Raw genomic sequence first — 20,488 nt, 5'->3', positions numbered from 1 at the left:
CTCCTCAGGCGTACGAGGCCACGAGGCCTTCGAACAGCCGCGTCCATCCGTCGAGCACGACAAACAGCAGCAGCTTCAGGGGCAGGGACACGACCATTGGCGACACCATCTGCATGCCCAGCGCGAGCAGCAGGTTGGACAGCAGCAGGTCGATGACGACAAAGGGGACATAGAGAACAAAACCGGCCTTCAGCGCCATCTCCATCTCGGAGATGACGAAGCAGGGGATGAGCACCACGTAGTCACGCTCGTTCGGCGTGCCCAGGGCGCTTCGCTTCCACTGGCGCTGGGCCAGTTCCACGAAGCGTTGGCGACGCTCCGGCACGGTGTTGGCCAGCATGAATTCACGCAGCGGCTCGGCGGCGTAGGCCACGTGGGCCAGGCTCCCGCGGCTGGGAACGCTGCCGGACTCACCGGCCGCAGATCCGCCTGCGTAGCCCGCAGCGGCGCCGCCGGATGCCGCGCTGTAAGACGACGGCCGCCCCGACCCTTCCTTCGATGACGAGGTCAACTGCAGCCGGCCAGCCATCTCGTTGAAGATGGGTGCCATCACGAACAGCGTCGCGGCGAGCGCCACGGCGTTGACGGCGATGCCGGGCGGCACCTGCTGCACGCCCAGGGCGTTGCGCACGATCATCAACACCATCGAGATCTTCAGGAACGCGGTGGTGCAGACCATCAGCAGCGGCAGCAGGGCCATGCCGGCCAGCAGCAGGACCAGCGAAATCGGGTCGTAGGCGGCGAGGTTCATGGCCGGGTGCCCCAGTCGGTGATTTCCACCGCCAGACGTCCATCCAGCTCGATCAATTCACCGCTGCCCAGTTCCGTGCCGTGCGCAACGATGCGCACCCGCGGCGGCGTGGCCAATTCGAGAGGGAGTATTCGACCGCTATTGAGCGCTGTCAGTTCAGCGACGGTCATCGACAGTCGGCCGACGACGAAATCGAGATCGACTTTCAATGCATCCATGATGGGAGGGACCTTTTCAATTGCCTTGACATGAGAAGGATTGGAAAGGGGAGGGGGGTTGGGGACCCATCCTTGGAATACATAGGAGTCGTCGGCTCGCTGACAAACATTTGCTAGTGCCGATCCCAAAAGCATGCGGAGCGGGGGCTTGAGCGCGTCATCCCCCGGCGGGATTAGCAGGGCGTCGCCCACCCCGATGCGGGCGAGCCGATCGGCATGAATCGCGCGTCGTCCCAGGTGCAATCCGCCTGTGAAGCTCAGCTGACGCAGAGGAGCGGGAAGGGCGCGCGTGGCACGCAGATCAAGCGCATGTCTCTGCCATCCCGCGCTGGCCGACCAGCGGCACAAGGTGGCCGCCGACGCTTGCAGAAGAAAGGTGTGGCAATCCTCATTGACATCGGTCAAGGTCAACAGGCATTGCAGGTCGGAAGAATCTCCGCACCCCGTATCGGAGGGAGATTGATCTGAAGCAAAGACATGGAATGGCCCGCCCAGGCATTCCACCAACGCGGGAGGAATGCGCGCCAATGCCAGGCGGTGCAGATCGTGAATCACGGCCGCCGGGGCATCGGCGGGATATTGCACGCCGGTGAGCAGCGTCAGCAGGCTGCCATCGTGCAGATGCAGCGTCCCGTGGCGGCCTTGCAGGCACACGCGGGTGGGGTCGTGGTCCTCCAGCGGCGCGGCAGGTGAGAGCAGCAGTTCAGCCCGGGGCCAGGGCAGGTCCGGCGTGTCGAGCGGCCACACCAGGCCCCCCGCCAGCTGCCGTGACAGCCGGGCCTGGAGATCGGACACACGTCGCAGATGAAGGGGTCGGGCAGACGAATCTGCAGGACCGGAAGCGTCGACATTCATGATGTATCGGGCAGGAGCGTCTGCCTTGAAAAAGGGGGTGACAAAAGGGGCGCTTGCAAAAAAACGTCAGGTCAGTACGGGTCACGTGACAAGTGGGTTCCGGGTCACGCACGCCGCCATGCGCTTGGTCAATGCAAAGGGCCGGAGCGGCAGAACCACTGGGGCGCCGCTGACAACTACCAAGCACCATGAAGCTGATGCCCGTCACCCGCCGACTCTCCCTGGCCGCAACGCCGCACCTGCTGGCGGATGCGGACGGCGTCCTGTCCGCGGCCGATCTGGAGACGGTCACCGAGGCCTCGGCGCTGGTGGCGGCGGTGCGCGCGCGCTGCGCGGCCCATCTGCGGGCCAGCCGTCGGCGTCAGCAGCAGCGGCTGGCGCGGCAGCGGGCCGCCTGTGAGTCCGGCGTGCTGTCGCGCATGGCCCGGTTGTCCCAGCAACTGCAGGACGAGCGCCGCCATGTGCGGGAGACCGCCGCCACGCTGGTGGCCCGCGTGGCGCGGGATGCCCTGCAACGGCTGATGGTGGAACTGCCGGAAGCGTGGCCGGCCCAGTCCAGCGTGCAGCTGGTGCTGGCGGAGTGGTCCACGCTGGGCCTCAAGGACGAAGCCACGGTGCACCTGCATCCGGACGACCTCCCCCTCATCGCGCCGCTCCGGCCGGACATCCCCTGGACGGTCGCAGCCGATGCGTCGCTGCCGCGCGGCGTCTGTGTGCTGTCGCATTCGGCGGGCACGGTGCGCGCGGACTTCCACGCCAATCTGGAAGCGCTCAAGGCCGCGCTGAATGCGGCTTCCAGGAGCGATCCGTCACACGGTTCCGAAGCCGATTCCGGTGCTGACCGGGATCCCCACCCCGGCCCAGCGCCGACCCCTCTTTCGAAGGTCCTCCCATGAGCTATCAAGACCCCATGTCCGCGTTGGCCCTGCAACTGCATTCCCGCACGCAGGCGCTCGAAAAACAGATGGATTCGGTGGACACGATGAATGCGGACGGCGCGCGTACCTTCCTCGATGCCAAGCTGGCGCTGCAACGCACCAACATGGCCGCGACGATCGGGATGCAGCTGCGGCACGGTCTGCTCAAAAAAGTCACGAGCAAGTTGTGATGAACCGCCCTCGTCCTTCCCCGCTTTGCCGCGCCGGCTGGCGCGCCGCCCTGCTGTCGGTCGCGGCCGGCCTGAGCTTGATCGGTGCACCGGTCCAGGCGGTCACGCCCGCCGGCTGGAAAGACATCCTCTACAGCAATCGCGCGGACGACAACGCCACGCTGGAGACGGTGCTGCAGCAGTTCTGCGCCACGATGGGTGTGGAGCTCAAGCTGTCCAGTCCCAAACTCGGACAGCGGCGCATGCTGGCGCTGCCCTCACGGGGCGGCCCGCCGGCGGCCTTCCTCGACCAGCTGGGGCAGAGTCAGTCACTCGACTGGTATGTGCATCGCGGCACGCTGTTTGTGTCGCCGCAATCCGCAGCCACCCACGCACGGGTGGAGCTGAGCGGCCAGTCAGCCGCGGCGGCGCGCCAGGCGCTGATCGGCCTGGGGTTGTTCGAGAGCCGCTTCGGCTGGGGGGAACTGGATACTGACCCGCCGACCGTGCTGGTGGAAGGTCCCCCCAGCTATGTGCAATCGGTGCGTGCGTTCCTGACACCTCCCAAAGCGGATGCTGCCGAGGCCGAACGTCCCAAGCTGATGGTGTTCCGTCTGAAGCATGCTGTCGCGCAGGACCGTGAGTCGCAGATCCGCGGCGTCACCACCCGTCAGCCCGGGCTGGCTTCGGTGCTGAAGGAACTGATGACACCGCCTTCGCGGACCGATGCCCTCAGCGGCAAGCTGGGCCTGGGGTCCGCAGGCGCATCGCTGCCCGGGACACCGGGCGGCGCCGGGGCCGGGCTGCTCGGCAGCGGACCCGCGTTGCCCGCGACCCTGGGCGGCCTGCCTTCTCCCTTCAACCTCGGCGGCGATGCCTCCGCCGCTGCCACCCGCTCCTTCCTGTCGACACCGCTGCCGGAGGCCCTGGTACCCGGCACCAGCGGCAAGCGCCCTTCGCAGTCGGACGCGCTGGACGAAGAACGCCGCCGCCTGGAGCGCGCGGCGCTGCCGACGATTGGCGCCTATCCGGCGCTCAATGCGGTGCTGGTCTGGGACCTGCCTTCCCGCAAGGAGGAGTACAGCGCCGTCATCGCCGACCTGGATGTACCCACCCGTCAGGTGGAAATCAACGTCACCATTCTTGATGTGAATGCGAATGCCCTGCGCGAATGGGCGGCCGACCTGGCCGTGGGCTCCGGCGCCGCCCGGGTGGCGATCAATGCGGCCGGCACCATCGGCAGCGACGGCGCTTCCGGAGCGACCGGCACCGGTTCGTCGATGGTGCTGTGGGCCACCGACCGTCTCAGTCTGCGTCTGCGGGCGCTTGAATCCCACGGCCAGGCGCAGGTCATGTCGCGTCCGTCCATCCTCACGCAGGACAACCAGTCGGCGGTGCTGGATATGAGCCAGTCGGTCTATGTGCGGCTGGTCGGCGAGCGGACCACCGACCTTCGCAGCGTCACCGCCGGCACGATGCTGAAGGTCACCCCCAGCGTGCTGGGTGAGGGCCGGGACGCCAACATCCGCGTCACGCTCGACATCGACGACGGAGCCCTGGGCAACGGGGGGCAGTCGTCAGACCCGCGTGTTGGCAACAGTTCCGTCAGTACCCAGGCCGTGGTGCGCCCCGGGGAGTCCCTGGTGGTGGGGGGCTACCGCCGCCACAACAGCGAAACCAGCCACAGCCGCGTACCCGGTCTGGACAGCGTGCCGCTGCTCGGCTGGCTGTTCCGCGGTGACAGCGTCGTCAGCAACGAACGGGAACGCCTGTTCATCGTCTCGGCCCGCGTGCTGCCCTGAACGACCCGTTGCGATCTTTCTTCAGGAGTTGTCATGGCCCTCAGTCCCACCCTTCCCGCCGGCCTCGGCATGCCGCTGTCCCACGAGGCTCCGCGTCTGCCCGATGCGGACGTCAGCCGGGCCAAGGCGGCCGAGATGGCACGTCAGGCCCAGCAGCGGCGGGCCGCGGCGGCCGCGTCGCTGGCGCAGCCGCTGCAGATGCGCCCGCCGTCGGCCGGCCTGGGCGTCGAGGCCTTTGAGGAAATCACCTTCCAGGCCAGCGAGCGGGAAGAGGCGGAGCTGCATGAGACGCTGCACGACGAACATGTGCGGGATGCTGAACTCGTCAGCCGTACGCTGCCCGTGGAGAAGGTGGTGGCCGTCATGCGCATGATGGAGGGCCAGTACGGCTATCAACTGCTGCGCACCCAGGCTCGGATCTTCGCGCGCGACTTCGAGACCGATCCCCACGGCGCCCTGGAGCGTCTCAAGCTGGCGCCGCACCGTCCGGAAGCGCGCCTGGCGGTGATGCGCCTGGCGGAAGACCTCATCGAGAAGACCCGGCAGGAGCCGGAGGCCGTCGCCACCGTGCAGGCCCTGCGCCAGCTGGAGCAGCAGGACGCCGACCAGATCCGCCACCTGATCAAGGTCTATGACGCGACCCGGAGCGAACACGAAGCGGCGGTGGCCACGCCGAACTCCTCCCTCATCCAGTTGCTGGCCTCGCCGATGAGCACCCGCGTGCTGCTGGAGGCGGTGGGCTCGCCCGAGGGACTGAAGACCCTGTCCAGGCAGCTGAACCGTCTCCCGCAGGAGGGACATTTCGATTCGCCGGCGACATTCGTGGGTTTGAGCGTGGCGCTGTCCCACATGCTGTCGGTGATCCGTACGATGGACGACCATGCCACCCAACTGGGCAAGGACATCGGGCTGGCCGAGACCGAGCAGCCCAAGGTGCTGAGGCAGCTGATGGACCTGTGCCGCACCGCGGCGCCCAAACCCAAACTGGAGAAAATGCGCAGCGACCTGCTCAAGCAGGTGGGCCCGCAGCAAAGCGTCCAGTTCGACCAGTCGATGCTCAAGCAGGTGAGCCAGTATCCGGAAAGTGTCTGGATCCACATTGAGGCCAAGACCGCGGTGCAGTCCTGGCTGAGGGACGCGCAGGGCCTGCACTTCCGCCGCCAGGGCGTCCTCGGCCCCACCGGCCAGCTCAACCGTGATGTTCTGGGCATCTCGGCGTCGGCCGTGTGATCGAATCGGTATCCGGCCGAAACAGCGCAGAACCTTCGACTCCGGGGTCTCACTGACGGGCCATGGACACTCCAGGACCCTTCGCTGCTTCCAATGCCAGCACCAGCCCGTCAGGCGGTGCTGCGGCCGGCTCCGGCGCCCGCGCCAGCGCTGGCGCGGTCCCCAGTGCGGGCACCAGTGCGGGCCGCCTGAGCGGTGCCGCGGCGGCGTCCCGGGCGCTCGCGGGGCGTCTGGCCCCCAGCGGTGAACGCGCGGAAATCGTCGTCACCGCGCTGGTGGTGGCGGTGGTGTTCGCCATGCTGCTGCCAGTGCCCACCTGGCTGCTGGACCTCTTGATTGCCGTCAACCTCTGCACCTCGTCCTTCCTGATCGTGCTGGTGATGCAGATCAAGCACACCACCGGTCTCAGCGCATTCCCCTCCCTCTTTCTGGTCACCACCCTGTTCCGCGTGGCCCTCAGTGTGGCCAGCACCCGGCAGATTTTGCTCAATGCGGAGGCCGGGCACATCATTGCCGCCTTCGGCGAGATCGTGGTGGGCGGCAACCTCATCGTCGGCCTGGTCATCTTCCTGGTGCTCACGGTGGTGCAGTTCATCGTCATCACCAAGGGTTCGGAACGGGTGGCCGAAGTGGGCGCCCGTTTCTCGCTGGACGCCATGCCCGGCCGCCAGATGGCGATCGACATGGAACGCAAGTCGGGCGGCATCTCTCAAAGCGATGCCAAGGCCCAGCGCGACCAGCTGACGGAAGAAAGCCAGTTCTTCGGCGCGATGGACGGCACCATGAAGTTCGCCAAGGGCGATGCCATTGTCGGCATCGTCATCGTGCTGGTGAACCTCCTGGGCGGGCTGGCCATCGGCGTGCTGCAGCGGGGTATGGACGCGGGCCAGGCGCTGCAGGTGTATGCCATCCTCACCGTGGGGGACGGCCTGGTCGCCCAGATTCCTGCGCTGCTGATGTCGATGACCGCTGGCCTGCTGGTCACCCGCGTGTCCAAACCGGGGGGCGCGGGCGGAAACATCGGCAAGCAGCTCACCGATCAGCTGCTGGCACAGCCCAAGGCCTGGGTGACGGCCAGCGCCGCCATGATGGCATTTGGCCTGCTGCCCGGCATGCCCCTGCTGGCCTTCGTCGGCCTCTCGGCGGTCTCCGCCAGCGTGGGCCTGGTGGCGATGTACAAGTCCATGAAGAAGAACGAAGAAGAGGAAGCGAAGAAGGCGAGCGAAGTGAAGCCCGAGGGCGAGTTCGAGATCATTCGTGCATTCGTGATCCGGGTGAGCAACCGCATCGATCCCGAAGTGGCCCGCAAGGTGGTGAACCAGTGCCGCACCACCCGCAACGACCTGCTGCTCAAGCTCGGCCTGATGATGCCGGCGGTGCATGCCGATGAATCGGTGGCGCTGGACGATGTGGACATCGAGTTCTGCCACGGCGAGGTGCGCTCCTTCGGCCTTCGCCTCCAGGAGGAGCGGAAGACCTTCTCCTGGTTGCCGGACGACGGCACCGGATTCAATCTCCCGCCCGAGCAGGTCGAACTGCGGGGCGGCATGGCCGGCGCGGTGCGGTTGTGGATGACGGCGGAGCAGATCGCCGAGCTCTCGCCAGCGCCGACCGACGTCCAGGACTGCTGGCAGCGGCTGACATCCCTGACCGAAGAGGTGATGCTGCGCAACGGCCCCGCCTACTTCGGCATCGAGGAATGCCAGCGCATCGTCACCTGGACGGCGCAGCGCATGCCTGAGGTGGCCAAGGAACTGGAGCGGGCGCTGCCGCTCAGCCGCATGGCGGAAGTGTTCCGCCGACTGCTGAGTGAGCGGGTGTCCATCCGCAACCTGCCGGTCATCCTGAACGCGCTGATCGACTGGGGCCCCCGCGAACGGGACGCCGCGGTGCTGACCGAATGCATCCGCGCGGCCCTGCAGCGGGAAATCTGCGAAAGCCAGTCGGTACAGCGCGAACTGCGGGCGCTGGTGCTGGACAGCGAACTGGAATCGACCGTTCGCTCGTCCATCCGCCAGACCGCTTATGGCGACTTCCTGGCGCTGGACGCCCAAACCACCGACAACATCTGCGACGAACTGTCGCGGGCCTACCTGGCCACGGTGAACGACCGCCATCCGACGGTGGTGGTCTGTGCCCAGGACATCCGCGCCCATGTGCGCAAGCTGCTGGCGGAACGTATTCCGGAGATGTCGGTCATCGGCATGTCCGAGCTCCCGCCGGATTACCGGGTGAATGTGCTGAGCGTCGTGTCCGCACCCAACGGTTACTCCGGCTATTCAGATCAGTACTGACATGGAAACCCTTGATGATTCGGAGGTCGCGGTGCTGGACCACGATCCCCCCTCGGACCTGGCCCTGGAACTGCGCGTCCTGACCGGCCTGCAGGCCGGCGCGGCCTTGCCGTTTGACCAGTCGTTGCTGGTGGGTCGTGCGGACGACTGCGACCTGCTGCTGCTGGACGATCGGGCTCCGCCGCATCTGCTGGAGATCACGCCCGGCGAGGGTGGTGAGTTCATTCTGACGCCGATGCATGACGGCCTCATGATGGCGGATGGCATCGCCTTGACCGACCCGGTGTCGCTGCGGCCGGGCGAAGCCTTCGGCATCGACGGTCTGTGGCTGGAAGTGCAGGCGTCCGAGGCGCCCTGGGCGCCGACGTCGGAGCTCGCCGGTCATGCACTGACGCCTCAGGAGGCCGTCGAAGGAGATCGATGGCCAGCCGACAACGACGCTGCGCCGGCCTCGTCGCCGGACGGTGATTTCCCGCTTGGAGAGCCGGACGCGGCGACGAGACACGGAGAGTCCGGGGATGCCGTGATCCCACGACCGGACCCCCGTGCCCGCGCCGCCAGTGATACGCGCGATGGCGCGGTGGACTTCGGCGACTGGATGAAAGACGCCGATGAGGACGACTCCCCCTGGCGCGTGGACCCCTCGGAACGGCGGGCGCCCAAGTCGCCGACCCTCGACTCACGCACAATCGCCAGACGTCAGCGGTGGAAGACCTGGGGCGTCATGGGCGTCGGCGCGCTGCTGACGCTGAGCGGCCTGGCCGCGATGGCGGTGCAATTGGGCATCGGGAAAGGGCGGCTTGAACCGTCGTCCGATGCATCGTCCCCGGGCAACGTAACTCTGGCTGCGACCGAGTTGACTGACAGCGTGGGGGCGTCGATCACCGCCACCATGGACGCCCCGACCGCCGCCGCGACTGCTCCCCCAAGCGCTGCCGCGATCGCCGCACCGTTCGCCTCGCCAAGCAGCGCAGATCTGAACGCCCCGACGGCCAGCCCCGAGGCAGGCAGCCCAGCAGACCTCGTCCCCGGCCTGCCAGGCGACCGAAGTGCCCGCGCGCCGGGCCCCGCCCAGGCGGTGGGCGCCCGCGCCGCCACGGCGCCGGCCCCTGACACGCTCAGCGTGCCACCGGAGCGCCCCGGACGGGTGCGCGTCACCGGTGGTGTCACCATCGTCCGCGCGGACACCGACATCGTTCTGCCGTTTGAAGTCCGCGAGGTGGTGCTCGGCGCCCGCAGTCGCGTGATCCTGTCCACAGGACAGACGCTGCTGCCGGGCGACGCCGTCGGCCGCTGGCGCCTGATGGACATCAAGCCTGGCATCCTTGTTTTTGAAGGACCGCAGCGCGTGCTGCTGCCCTGGTGATCGCCATGGTGCTTGAACCAACCCTTGTGGAATCCCAGGCCAACGTCCTGCGCTCGGCCATGGCCAAGGTGCGCATGACCACCCTGCTGGGCAAGGTCCACCGTGTCACCGGCATGCTCATTGAAGCGCGCATGCCCGGCACCAGCGTGGGCGAGCTGTGCGAGGTCTTCGACCCCGCACGGCCTGCGCGTGTCTGGCGCTGCGAGGTGGTGGGTTTCCAGGGCACCCAGGTGCTGCTGTCGTCGCTGATGCCCTTGGAAGGCATCTCCGCCGGATGTTTCGTCCGTCCGCTCGGGACGACCCATCAGGTGGCCGTCAGCCCGGCACTGCAGGGCCGCATCCTGGATGGCTTCGGCCTGCCGCTCGATGGCAAACCCCCATTGCTGCCGGGCCAGCCGGGCGTCGTCATGCGACCGGTCGTTGCGGACGCTCCGCCGCCGGTCGAGCGCTGGCGCATCAAGGACTGTTTCCCCACCGGAGTGCGCAGCGTGGACGCCCTCATGACGCTCGGCCAAGGCCAGCGGGTCGGCCTGTTCGCCGGTCCGGGCTGTGGCAAGACGACGCTGATGGCCGCGGTGGGCCGCGGCAGTCCGGCGGATGTCATTGTGGTGGGTCTGATCGGCGAACGCGGACGGGAAGTCCGCGAGTTCACCGAACATGAGTTTCCTCCTGACCTGATGGCGCGGACCGTCATGGTCTGCGCGACGTCCGACCGAACTTCCATCGAACGGGTCCGGGCGGCGTTCACGGCCACCGCCATCGCGGAGGCCTTGCGGGACCAGGGTCTGAATGTGCTGCTGATGATCGACTCGCTCACCCGGCTGGCGCGAGCCCAGCGGGAGATTGGTCTGGCAGCCGGTGAAGCACCGGCCCGTGCGGGCTTTCCGCCCTCGGTGTATGCATTGCTGCCGCGCCTGATTGAGCGCGCCGGCAATGCCGCCGGCGGAAGCATCACCGCGCTTTATACGGTGCTGCTGGAAGGTGAGTTGCGCTCCGACCCGATTTCGGAAGAAGCAGTCTCGCTGCTCGACGGCCACATCGTGCTCTCTCGCAAGCTGGCGGAGCAGGGCCAGTATCCCGCGGTGGATGTGCTGGCCAGCCTCAGCCGGGTGATGTCCAACATCGTGCCGCGGGAACACAGTCAGGCGGCCGCGCGGTTGCGCCAGGTGCTCTCCGGCTATCGGGACATGGAACTGATGGTCAAGCTGGGTGAATACCGCAGCGGCCAGGATCCGGAGACCGATCGCATCGTGGCCGACTATCCCAAGGTGATTGACTTCCTGCGCCAGGACACACGCACCCCGGCAGCGATGCCGGACAGCATCGCGCGGATGATGGCGCTGGCGCGCGGGGCGGCATGAGGGCGATGGCTGGCGGGGATGGGCACTCGGGCGAAGGCGCCCTGGGGGACCGCCCGGCGCGCTGGCCGCATGAAATCGCCCCCGATCCGCCGCCCGACGCGCGGCTGGGGCCGCTGCGATCACTGGAGTCCCTGGCCGACCGGCGAGCCCAGCTGGCCGAAGCGGCGCTCGCCCGTGCGCGGCATGCCCGCGCGCAGGCTGAGCTGGCCCTCCAGGAGGCGCATGAGGCATTGGCCGCGCAGGTCAAGTTCGTGGAGGTGGAGCGGATTCGTCTGCGTGAGGCCTGTCAGACGTCTACGGATGGCGCCCAGGCGCTGCGACGTTGGCGGGAGGATGACCAGCGCCTGATCGACAGCATTCCGCCGTGCCGGGAGGCCGTCAAAGCGCGGGAGCGCGGACTGGAGGCGGCCAACGGCGCGCTGCTGCGCGCGCAGCAGGAGCATCGGCAGCGTACCCGCCGACACGAGAAATTCGACATGCTGATTGAGCAGATGGTCGAAGAGGCTGGTTGAGGCACATGGTCACCCGGCGGGTGGGGCACGCCGTCACCGGACGGAGCCGTGGTGCCGGGCGCCCCGTGCTCAGGGAGCCGTCTTACGCCTGTTCAAACATGGCATCACCCAGCTCATCGTCCACCTCCGCCAGCGGGGCAAACGGCAGGGCTTCGCTGTCGTCCGGAATGTGCAGATCGTCCCCGTCGTCGGCAGCCAGCACATCTCCCAGGTCCAGCGGCGGGCACAGCAGCTCCGGCGCGAGCCGCTCGTATTCTTCAATGACCTTGAACAACAGCGCCGCCCCGCGGCAGGTGTGGTCCGGAATCGGTTCGCCGGGCTTGCCGCTCGCCAGCAGGTGCCTCGCCAGCGCCACATACTTGACCATCGGAATGCCCTCCACCCGCGCCCGACGGCGCCAGGCCCGCGCCTCGTCGTCGGTGGCGGCGGCCATCATCACCGGCATCAGCATGTGCTCAGGCTCATACAACAGGGCCACGGCAATGTGCGCCGGGTTCACCACCAGGGCGCTGGGCCGCTGCTGCTCCTTGGCCGGCGGGCCGTCCGCCAGGACAATCTCCTTCGCGGTCTGCTTGCGCATGCCCTTGAGCATCGGGTCGCCTTCCGCCTGCTTGTAGTCCTGCTTCATTTCACTGTGGTCCATGCGCAGCTGCCGCCACACCAGATACCGCTGCAGCAGGATGTCCGCAATCATCAGGATGATCAGCACCACCACACAGCGCATCACCAGCGCGTGCATCAGTTCCATCGTCATGGCCCAGCCCTGCGCGGGACTCGCCCGATAGGCCAGGCCGATCTGCGGAAACTGCTGCTCGATTTCCAGGTAGATCACCCAGATCAGTGCCCCGCCCTTGATCGGGCCCAGCAGCGGAATCAACAACTTCTGGGGTGACACCAACTGCTGCAGGTTGTTGCCAATGTTGAGCTTCTCGAAGCCTTTTTCCAGCGCCTTGGGTGCCACGTTGAACTTGGTCTGGGCCAGGGTGGTGAGGGTCGCCAGCAGCATCGGCATCAGCGCGAGCACGAAAAGCCCGATCACCGCCGGGAACAGCGACTTCAGGCTCAGCGTCAGATGGACGGCGTGGTGGGCCGATGCGGCCTGGATGGCGGCATCCAGGATTTCGGACAGCAGGCGGCGCCAGTGGGGCTCGGTCGCGAAGACGATTTCAGATACCACCAGCAGCTTGATGATGCGGGTGGCCTCCTCGCTGACGCCGAGCTGGCCATCCTCACGCGCCTGCTGCAGGCGCTGCGGGGTCGGGGGTAGGGTCTTTTCTCCCATGTCGGTCCCGGGCTCAGCGGGAGGCGCCCAGGCCCAGCGTTTCCGCGATGCCTTCCTGCCACCATCGCAGCGCTTCCTTGGCGTGGGTGTCCATCACCGGCGCGAGTACCAGCACCAGCATGACGAGCGCCAGCAGGGTCTTCACCGCCATTGCAGACGAATACACATCAAAGCCCTGCACCGCCGTACTGATCAGCGCCAGGCCGAGTTCCACCACCAGCAGCAGCATCAGCACCGGCCCGGCAGCGACCAGCGCCTGGCCCACCATGCCGGCCAGCGCCGAGAAAATCCCGTGCTGTCGCGCGGAGAGGTCCGGCAGCATGTTCAGCACCTGCCAATGGTCGTGGCTGTCGGTCAGCACGGTAAAGACCGTCTGCAACAGGCCCCATTGCACCAGCAGGGCCACAAAGCCTCGCTCCGCAAGCTCACCAATCAGCGTGGCGTCCGCCTGCAGGGACGGGTTGACCTGCTGGGCTGCATTGGCGCCCCGCTGGTTGTCGATCAGCGTGCCCATGCCCCGGATGACCCAGAACGGCACGGCCGTGAGGGCACCCAGCAGGCAGCCCAGCAGCACTTCCTTGACCAGCAGCACCAGATAGAGTTCAGGGGTGGGCGAGGCGGTCACCAGTGGCGCCCACAGCCCGGCGGCCACCGGCAGGCTGAGGCCAAGCGCCAGGGCACCACGAATCATCACGCTGCTGTTGGTGTGGGACAGGAACGGTGTCAGCATCAGCATGCCCAGGGTCCGGGCCATGGACAGCAGCATCGCCTGGATGAACACCAGCACGTCCGACTGCATCAGAGACATGACGGCTCCGCCTGCGCGGCCTCAAGCGCTGCCTTGGCTTCCAGCCGGCGGTAACGCTGGTCCAGACGTCGCATGTAGCGCTGCCATTGCGGGTCATCGGCGCGCACGCCCCAGATCTCCAGGTCATTGACACGGTCCCCGTAGCGCACCACCTGCGGCAGGCAGGCCCAGCGCTGCAGACGGCAGGCCCGCACCAGGGCCAAACTCGCGCGATTGCTTCCCAGGACCCAGCAGGTGACGATGTCAAAACCATGCGGCAGCAGTTCGGGATGCACCCGGCGCAGCATCTGCATCGGGATGCCCTTGCGGTGCCACGCCTTCGCCACATACAGCCAGATGTCACCCACGTTGCCACAGGCCGCGCCGCCCCAGGCGATGCGGCGGACATACGCCCACCCGACCAACTCGTTGCCATGGGCCAGCACCCAGAGGGGCCAGCCGTTGGTGCGGCTTTCCTTCATCAGGTGAGCCAGGCCCTGCTCCGACGCATCGCACAGGGCCGGGCTGTGGCCGCCGCCATCGACGGATTCGTTGTAGATGCGGGTGAGGGCAGGGACGTCTTCGGGGTGGGCGCGTCGCCAGGTGAAAGGGGGCAGGGCCGACATCATGAAACTCTCAGGACTAAGGGGTCGTCGCGGCCGCCCGCCAGATGCGCCAGGCCTGGCGCTGAAGGGCCGGCGAGTACGCTGTCGGGGCAAGCGGGGCCAGGGTGAAACACTGGGGGTCCACGCGCAGGCGCAGACGGGCCCAGGCGCCGGGGACGGCGTCTTCAATCAGACGGGCCATCAACGGCAGTGCCCAGCGCTGCAGGTCCAAGGCGCCCCCCGCGGGGGGCGGCGCATGGGTGTCCGCCACTGTGAGCGGTCGAGCGCGTGCCTGCCTCAGTGCATCGCGCCAGGCGTCGGCATCCCCCGCCGTCTGTGTTTCCTGTGAAAAAAGCCGCGCCAGGCCCTGACGCGAGGAGGTCAGACAATGGCTCGCATAACCGACGCGGCCGAGCGCCGTGGCCGCTGCGACCAGATCGGCGGGCGCGAGCGGCAAGGCCGGCAGCGTCACGCCGGCGGCACCGGGGAAAGGGCGGGGATGGGGCAGGGCGGCGTCGATGCCGAACTGCCGGCAGAACCAGCGATGGCCCAGTCGGCAACCGGGGCCGGGGCTGGCGAAGAGCGACAGCAGCCCTTGTGTACATTCGGCGACGGCGTCGTCCTGTGGCGCCCCCTGCGTCGCTTCGTTCAGGCTGTCGCCGGCCCCTGCTGCAACGGTCCACCACCCTGGATGCGCATCGCGCCAGGGCTCATGCCAGAGCGTCCACCAGGCGTCCATCGCCTGGGGATCCAGGGGCAGGGTGTCCATCTCACACGCCCTCGGCGCGGGCGCTTGAGGCCGCGGCGGCATCGTCGCGCGACGCGGTGCCTGCGGCGGCGGTGGCGGACGATGACACGGCGCGGGCGGCGCGGCGATGCCACCACAGCCAGGCGGACGGGCCGCCGACGCCGATGATCACGGCGGCGAGGCCGATCAGCCATCCCTGCCAGTGTCCGGCGCCTGACGAATTGGCGGCACGAAGACCCGCCGCGCTCGACAGGTTGGCGCCGGCCATCATGGAGGTGGTGGAGGGGGGCGCACCGGTGGCGGCGTTCGCTGCCGATGCCCCGGTGATGATCCCGTGGCTCGCGGCGACGGCGGCGCCCGCGGCCATGCCGCCCTGGCCGCCGCTCGCGATCGCCTCGCGGGTCATCTGACGCAGCGACAAGGCCTCCGAGGGTACGAACACCACCGCGACTTTCTCCGGCGTATCCGCCAGACCGGGAATGCTGGCCAGCACCAGCTTGCGGATGCGGGTCTCATAGGCTGCTGTATCCCAGCCCGGGATGTGTTTGATCAGCACCGAGCACGAACTGGGCAGCACCGGTTCGCCGGGCACAACACGTTCCGGCAGCACCGGATGCACCCGGGCCAGCACCACGCCGTCAATCTGGGAGAGTGTGCTTTCGAGCTCCTGCGACAGCGCATACAGGAAACGGGCGCGCTCCTCGGTCGGCGTGGAGATCATCCCGTCCTTCTTGAAGATGTCGCCCATGCGGGTGAAGGAGCTGTTGGGCAGGCCCACCGCATGCAGCAGCGCCACCGAGCGGCTGAAATCAGACGTCGGCACGCTGACGGAAAACATCTGCTTGCCCTGGGCGGACTTGCTGGCCTGGATGCCGTGGTCGCTCAAGGCGGCCGTGATGTCGTTGGCGTCTCGCTCACTGAGGCCGCCGTACAGCTCGGACGATGAATTGCAGCCGGCCAGCACCAGCACCAGGGCCGTGGTGGACAGCCAGCGGGAGCCGCGCAGCAAGGACCGGCGCTGAGGCGTCAGGGCGTTCACTGCATCTTGACGATCTGGTCAATGCCAGAAGTCGTCTTGGTGAGGACGGTCGCCATCACGTCCTGGCGTGCATTGGCGTCCTGGATGCGCATGACGAGCTTGGGCATCTGCTGCAGGTCGCCGGTATGGACGATGCGCCGCAACTGATGGGCCATGGAGACGCGTTCAGCCGTCATGTCCCGGGCGATGGACGACACGTCGGCCAGCGCTTCCGAGAAGGGGGTGCGACCGGCGCTGCCGCCGATGCCTGCGGCACCACCAAGGCCCGTAGAGCGGCCGGAGACATTGCCGGCCAAACCGGACGACGCGCCGGAAGGCATCCGCGACGGCATCTCGGTCGTCGCGGGCAGGACCAGGCGGGAAGGGAAGTCGAGCGGATTCATGACTGCACACCCAGGGCGTAACGCACATCGATGAGGGTCACTTCCTTGGCGGTGTCCACCAGGCTTTGCATGAAGGGGCTGGTCACCGGCACGTGGGCGAAGCCAGCGTCGATGGCATTGGAGATTTCGTCGCCCTGGGCCACGCCATTGGCCATGCAGTTCTTGTAGAGCGACATCGCACGGGCCATCACCTGCACGTCGTCCGGGGCGGCGTCCGGGGCCGCCAGCGCCTGCACGGCGGTGTCGGGTTCCAGGTCGCCCATGCCTTCCTGTTCCGCACGCTGCAGCATGGCACCCAGGTCGGCGGGCTCGGGAATGCCTTCCTGGGCAATGCGCATCACCTGCACCAGACGGCCGATGGCCATGTTCAGGGTGAGCAACTCCGGCTCGGTCGGCACGCACAGTTGCTCGACGAAGTCGGACCAGGTGGCGGCCGAGGTGGGCCGGCTGAAGGTTTCGGGATGGCGATCCATCAGGGCGGCAATGCACAGACGCTTCTGCGCGTCCGGGCCGTCCAGGGTCGGGCCGTCGGCGTCATGGGCGCCGCGTTCTCGTTCAACGGTGGTCATGGGAACTCCTGGGTGCGCCTGCGGAAGGCGCCAGAGGACGTGTGAGACGTCCTGCAGATCAAGGGAATGAAAAAACCCCGCCCCCGGGGCACATACGGATGGGGGCGGGGTCAGGAGCTTCAGAAGAAGCCGGGATAGCGGCCGAAGCCCATGCCGAAGGGAGGGAAGCCCATCATGCTGCTCATCAGGCCGCTGGCCATGCCGCCGCCGATGCCGGCCATCATGCCGGCCATCATGCTGCGACCGAAGCCGCTGCCCATGCCGCCGCCCATGCACTGCATGTGGGGCTGATGAGATTCCATGTGATAGTGAACTTGAGGGGTGCTTCCAGACATGATGTGCTGTCCTTGTCAGTGAAATGAATGGGAGTGAAAAACGGAAACTTGGAAGAGGAAACCAAGCGGAACAATGAACGCAGGGCCGGTCACTGGCCGAGGTTGATCTTGTCCGGCAGGTGGCTGTAGTACTGCGTCTTCTCGATCATCGCGGTGGTGCGTTTTTGGTTCGCCTCTTCCATCATCTTTTGAACCATGGTCTGCGTGTTTTGAGCGCTGGACATGGCCGAGGCCATGTCCAGTTGCTGCTGGTTCTGCTGTGACTGGAAGGCGGCCATACCGCCGCCTCCGCCCATGCCACCCAAAATTGATCCCGCCATGGGAACTCCTGTTCGATAAAGAATGAATTTGTCAGTGCCCTGAGCGCGCGCCCTGGTCCCGATCAGTGACCTCGGTTTCGTGGCAAGTTCGATGAATTCGGGCAGACCCGAAGGGGGAGGGGCGCCGATCCAGGGATAATCCGCGCGCTTTTTCAAACCCCGCATCCCCGCGAAAGTTCCCAAGGCCGACGCCATGCTTTTGACCCTGGTCATCCTTTACCTGCTTGTCACCATCGCCATCGGCCTTTGGGCCGCCAAGCGGGTGAAAAACACGGCCGACTTCGCGATCGCCGGGCGTCATCTGCCGCTGGTGATGATCATCACCACCACCTTCGCCACCTGGTTTGGCTCTGAAACGGTGCTGGGCATCCCCGCGAAATTTGTCCAAACCGGACTGAACGGGGTGGTGGAAGACCCGTTCGGGGCGGGCTCCTGCCTGATCCTGGTGGGCCTGTTCTTCGCGGCCAAGCTCTACCGCATGACCCTGCTGACCATCAGCGACTACTACCGCGAGCGCTACGGCCGGGTGGTGGAGGTGATCTGCAGTTTCATCATCATCCTGTCCTACCTGGGCTGGGTGTCCGCGCAGGTCACCGCCCTGGGGCTGGTGTTCAACCTGCTGTCCGGCGGGGCCATCTCCATCCCGGTGGGCATGGTCATCGGCACCGCGTCCATCCTGGCCTACACGCTGTTCGGCGGCATGTGGTCGGTGGCGGTGACGGACTTCATCCAGATGATCATCCTGGTGGTGGGACTGTCCATCATTGCGTGGTTCGCCGCCGACAAGGCCGGCGGGGCCGACAAGGTCATTGCGCTGGCCACCAGCCAGGACATGTTCAAGTTCCTGCCCGAGCCCACCTTCCATGATGTGGTGTTTTTCGTGGGCGCCGCCATCACCATGATGCTGGGATCCATCCCCCAGCAGGACGTCTTCCAGCGGGTGATGTCCGCCAAGGACGAGCGTGCCGCCACCCGCGGCCCGGTGATCGGGGGCCTTTGCTACATCCTGTTCGCCTTCGTGCCGATGTTCATCGTGGTCAGCGCGCTGATCATCATGCCGGACGAGGCCAAACAGCTGATTGCCGAAGATCCGCAGAAGGTGATTCCCACGCTGGTGATCGAGCGCATGCCGTTCGTGATGCAGGTGCTGTTCTTCGGGGCCCTGCTGTCCGCGCTGAAGTCCACCGCGTCAGCCACCTTGCTGGCCCCCTCCGTGACCTTTGTGGAAAATATCTGGCGTCAGTTCTTCCCGCGGGTGTCGGATAAGCAGGAATTGCGCACCATGCGGATCGCGGTGCTGATCTTCTCGGTCTGCGTCTGCGGGTATGCGATCGCGCTGCAGGGCACGTCCATTTATGAAATGGTGTCGGCGGCCTACCAGATCACCCTGGTCGGGGCCTTTGTGCCGCTGGTGTTCGGCCTGTACTGGAAGCGGGCCACGACGCAGGGCGCGCTGTTCGCCATCGCTTTGGGGGTGGTGGCCTGGTTGCTGTTCCTGCTGACGCCGGCCGGCGAACAGTTCCCGGCCCAGTTGGCCGGCTTCCTGGCGGCTTTCGCCGGCATGCTGATCGGCTCCCTGGGCCCGCAGGCGATCCGCAACTCGCACGGATCCCACCACAAGATCTGAGGCGAAAGCGCCACGGCGGCACCGCTTTGGCCGGCGCTTCGGGCACTGCAAGCGGCCCCGCCCGAAGGCGGGCCGCCGCTCCTCTATATAATTTCGGGTTTTTGACCCAGGGCGATACCATGCCGATCTACGCTTACCGTTGCGGCATCTGCGGCCACGCGAAGGACGTGCTGCAGAAGCTGTCCGATGCTCCGCTGACCACCTGCCCGGCCTGCGGCGCGGAATCCTTCAGCAAACAGGTCACGGCCGCCGGCTTCCAGCTCAAGGGCTCGGGCTGGTATGTCACTGACTTCCGCGGCGGCTCGGGGGGCACCAGTGCACCCGCGGCCGCCGGTGCTGGTGCTGGTGCCGGTGCCGGTGCCGGTGCCGCGGCGGCCGGATCCACTTCGGCGGACACCGGTTCCTCCACCGCCAGCAACAGTGGCGGCGGCGAATCGTCGTCGGGCTCCTCCGGATCTTCCGGCACCTCCTGTGGCGGCGGCTGCGCCTGCCACTGACCGACAAGGCCGGACCCAGGCATGAGAAAGTACATCATCACCGGCCTGCTGGTCTGGCTGCCCCTGGCGATCACCATCTGGGTGCTGCTGTGGGTGCTGGGCATCATCAACGGCGTCTTCGCCTGGCTGCTCTCGGCGGTGGGCGCGGTGCTGCCGGCATCGGCCAGCGCCTCGGTGCGCGACCTGCACGACGTGCCGGGCCTGGGCGTGGTGGTGCTGGTGGGTGCACTGATGCTCACCGGCATGTTCGTTGCCAACATGTTCGGCCAGTGGTGGCTGCATCAGTGGGATCGGCTGCTCTACAAGATCCCCATCGTCAAGAGCATCTACAGCTCGGTCAAGCAGGTCTCGGACACCCTGTTCTCTTCCAGCGGCAACGCATTCCGCGAAGCCGTGCTGGTGCCCTATCCCCATCCGCATTCCTGGACCATCGCCTTTGTCACCGGCAAGCCGGCCGGCGAAGTGGCGGACCAGCTCGGCACCCTCAGTGGCGCCGCGGCGGACGAGCACGTGAGCCTGTACGTGCCCACCACCCCCAATCCCACGTCCGGTTTCTTCCTGATGATGCCCCGCGCGCAGCTGAGGCCGCTGGCCATGAGCGTGGACGAAGCCCTGAAGTACATCATCTCCATGGGCGTGGTGGCGCCTGCGCCCGGGGAGGGCACCCACCCGGTCACGCTGCCCGCCGCCCCGGAGAGCGCCCGAAATTGACCGGGTTGAGCGCCTCGGCAAGCGCTCAGCCCTGAGGGTCGTCCAGGCCCCGCCAGTGCCCATCAGACCCTTTTTTTAGGGTGCGCGCCCCTGTGAGCGTGCCCCGTCG

Annotated in this window: 22 protein-coding genes; 11 read left to right on the top strand and 11 right to left on the bottom strand. The window is 67.0% G+C overall.

Going from position 1 to position 20,488, the window contains the following annotated elements:
• Positions 1-4: 4 nt before the first annotated feature.
• The gene (locus FHS28_RS09175) at positions 5-751 is read right to left on the bottom strand and encodes an EscR/YscR/HrcR family type III secretion system export apparatus protein (protein WP_088450572.1); all 747 of its coding nucleotides are present in this window, start codon (positions 749-751) and stop codon (positions 5-7) included.
• Complete coding sequence (gene sctQ, locus FHS28_RS09170; RefSeq protein ID WP_088450570.1) at positions 748-1,824, bottom strand: type III secretion system cytoplasmic ring protein SctQ; 1,077 nt, start codon at positions 1,822-1,824, stop codon at positions 748-750. Before sctQ ends, FHS28_RS09175 begins: the two co-directional genes overlap by 4 nt.
• A 188-nt stretch (positions 1,825-2,012) precedes the next feature.
• Here sctQ and FHS28_RS09165 point away from each other — a divergent pair, with 188 nt between their 5' ends.
• The 8 genes from FHS28_RS09165 (at position 2,013) to FHS28_RS09130 (ending at position 11,476) form a co-directional block, all read left to right on the top strand.
• A complete protein-coding gene (locus FHS28_RS09165) occupies positions 2,013-2,720 on the top strand; it encodes a FliH/SctL family protein (RefSeq protein WP_088450568.1) in 708 nt (235 codons plus the stop codon).
• Positions 2,717-2,932 carry a hypothetical protein gene (locus FHS28_RS09160; RefSeq protein WP_184294438.1) on the top strand — a complete coding sequence of 72 codons (216 nt, stop codon included), beginning with the start codon at positions 2,717-2,719 and terminating at the stop codon, positions 2,930-2,932. The genes FHS28_RS09165 and FHS28_RS09160 overlap by 4 nt, the downstream gene beginning before the upstream one ends.
• Complete coding sequence (gene sctC, locus FHS28_RS09155; protein WP_184294436.1) at positions 2,932-4,713, top strand: type III secretion system outer membrane ring subunit SctC; 1,782 nt, start codon at positions 2,932-2,934, stop codon at positions 4,711-4,713. The genes FHS28_RS09160 and sctC overlap by 1 nt, the downstream gene beginning before the upstream one ends.
• Before the next feature lie 33 nt (positions 4,714-4,746).
• Positions 4,747-5,943: a hypothetical protein gene (locus tag FHS28_RS09150; RefSeq protein ID WP_088450564.1), complete on the top strand. Its 1,197-nt coding sequence runs from the start codon at positions 4,747-4,749 to the stop codon at positions 5,941-5,943.
• Positions 5,944-6,005: 62 nt separating this feature from the next.
• Complete coding sequence (gene sctV / locus FHS28_RS09145; protein ID WP_088450562.1) at positions 6,006-8,237, top strand: type III secretion system export apparatus subunit SctV; 2,232 nt, start codon at positions 6,006-6,008, stop codon at positions 8,235-8,237.
• A 1-nt stretch (position 8,238) separates the two neighbouring features.
• Positions 8,239-9,603, top strand: coding sequence for a hypothetical protein (locus FHS28_RS09140; RefSeq protein ID WP_088450560.1), 1,365 nt, complete (start codon positions 8,239-8,241; stop codon positions 9,601-9,603).
• Between the two features lie 5 nt (positions 9,604-9,608).
• Complete coding sequence (locus tag FHS28_RS09135) at positions 9,609-10,964, top strand: FliI/YscN family ATPase (RefSeq protein WP_088450700.1); 1,356 nt, start codon at positions 9,609-9,611, stop codon at positions 10,962-10,964.
• Positions 10,961-11,476 carry a hypothetical protein gene (locus tag FHS28_RS09130; protein ID WP_184294434.1) on the top strand — a complete coding sequence of 172 codons (516 nt, stop codon included), beginning with the start codon at positions 10,961-10,963 and terminating at the stop codon, positions 11,474-11,476. Before FHS28_RS09135 ends, FHS28_RS09130 begins: the two co-directional genes overlap by 4 nt.
• An 82-nt stretch (positions 11,477-11,558) precedes the next feature.
• On the opposite strand, the gene FHS28_RS09125 is transcribed toward FHS28_RS09130, so the two are convergent.
• The 9 genes from FHS28_RS09125 to FHS28_RS09085 all read right to left on the bottom strand — a co-directional run bounded on the left by FHS28_RS09125 (position 11,559) and on the right by FHS28_RS09085 (position 17,757).
• On the bottom strand, positions 11,559-12,758 hold the full coding sequence (locus FHS28_RS09125) for an EscU/YscU/HrcU family type III secretion system export apparatus switch protein (RefSeq protein ID WP_088450556.1): 1,200 nt from the start codon (positions 12,756-12,758) through the stop codon (positions 11,559-11,561).
• 13 nt (positions 12,759-12,771) lie between these two features.
• Positions 12,772-13,566: an EscT/YscT/HrcT family type III secretion system export apparatus protein gene (locus tag FHS28_RS09120; RefSeq protein WP_088450554.1), complete on the bottom strand. Its 795-nt coding sequence runs from the start codon at positions 13,564-13,566 to the stop codon at positions 12,772-12,774.
• Positions 13,557-14,174, bottom strand: a complete 618-nt coding sequence (locus FHS28_RS09115) for a GNAT family N-acetyltransferase (protein ID WP_088450552.1) — start codon at positions 14,172-14,174, stop codon at positions 13,557-13,559. The genes FHS28_RS09120 and FHS28_RS09115 overlap by 10 nt, the downstream gene beginning before the upstream one ends.
• Before the next feature lie 13 nt (positions 14,175-14,187).
• Positions 14,188-14,919: a hypothetical protein gene (locus FHS28_RS09110; protein ID WP_088450550.1), complete on the bottom strand. Its 732-nt coding sequence runs from the start codon at positions 14,917-14,919 to the stop codon at positions 14,188-14,190.
• Between the two features lies 1 nt (position 14,920).
• On the bottom strand, positions 14,921-15,937 hold the full coding sequence (gene sctJ / locus FHS28_RS09105) for a type III secretion system inner membrane ring lipoprotein SctJ (protein WP_088450548.1): 1,017 nt from the start codon (positions 15,935-15,937) through the stop codon (positions 14,921-14,923).
• On the bottom strand, positions 15,934-16,320 hold the full coding sequence (locus FHS28_RS09100; protein WP_088450546.1) for a hypothetical protein: 387 nt from the start codon (positions 16,318-16,320) through the stop codon (positions 15,934-15,936). The genes sctJ and FHS28_RS09100 overlap by 4 nt, the downstream gene beginning before the upstream one ends.
• Positions 16,317-16,889: a hypothetical protein gene (locus FHS28_RS09095; protein WP_088450544.1), complete on the bottom strand. Its 573-nt coding sequence runs from the start codon at positions 16,887-16,889 to the stop codon at positions 16,317-16,319. Before FHS28_RS09095 ends, FHS28_RS09100 begins: the two co-directional genes overlap by 4 nt.
• Positions 16,890-17,008: 119 nt before the next feature.
• Positions 17,009-17,224, bottom strand: a complete 216-nt coding sequence (locus FHS28_RS09090; protein WP_184294431.1) for a hypothetical protein — start codon at positions 17,222-17,224, stop codon at positions 17,009-17,011.
• Positions 17,225-17,313: 89 nt separating this feature from the next.
• The gene (locus FHS28_RS09085) at positions 17,314-17,757 is read right to left on the bottom strand and encodes a hypothetical protein (RefSeq protein WP_184294429.1); all 444 of its coding nucleotides are present in this window, start codon (positions 17,755-17,757) and stop codon (positions 17,314-17,316) included.
• Here FHS28_RS09085 and FHS28_RS09080 point away from each other — a divergent pair.
• The 3 genes from FHS28_RS09080 (at position 17,738) to FHS28_RS09070 (ending at position 20,379) form a co-directional block, all read left to right on the top strand.
• Positions 17,738-19,171 (top strand): high affinity choline transporter 1, encoded by a 1,434-nt coding sequence (locus tag FHS28_RS09080; protein WP_088450538.1) that lies wholly within the window; start codon positions 17,738-17,740, stop codon positions 19,169-19,171. The two genes, FHS28_RS09085 and FHS28_RS09080, sit on opposite strands and share 20 nt — an antisense overlap.
• Positions 19,172-19,290: 119 nt before the next feature.
• Positions 19,291-19,668, top strand: a complete 378-nt coding sequence (locus FHS28_RS09075) for an FmdB family zinc ribbon protein (RefSeq protein WP_088450536.1) — start codon at positions 19,291-19,293, stop codon at positions 19,666-19,668.
• 21 nt (positions 19,669-19,689) lie between these two features.
• On the top strand, positions 19,690-20,379 hold the full coding sequence (locus FHS28_RS09070; protein WP_088450534.1) for a DUF502 domain-containing protein: 690 nt from the start codon (positions 19,690-19,692) through the stop codon (positions 20,377-20,379).
• The last annotated feature ends 109 nt before the right edge of the window (positions 20,380-20,488 follow it).

It is taken from the genome of Roseateles terrae (assembly GCF_014192155.1).
In the GTDB taxonomy this organism is placed as follows: Bacteria; Pseudomonadota; Gammaproteobacteria; order Burkholderiales; family Burkholderiaceae_C; genus Roseateles; species Roseateles terrae.
Note: the sequence above shows the minus strand (reverse complement) of the source record. Positions and strands in the feature narration are given on the sequence as shown.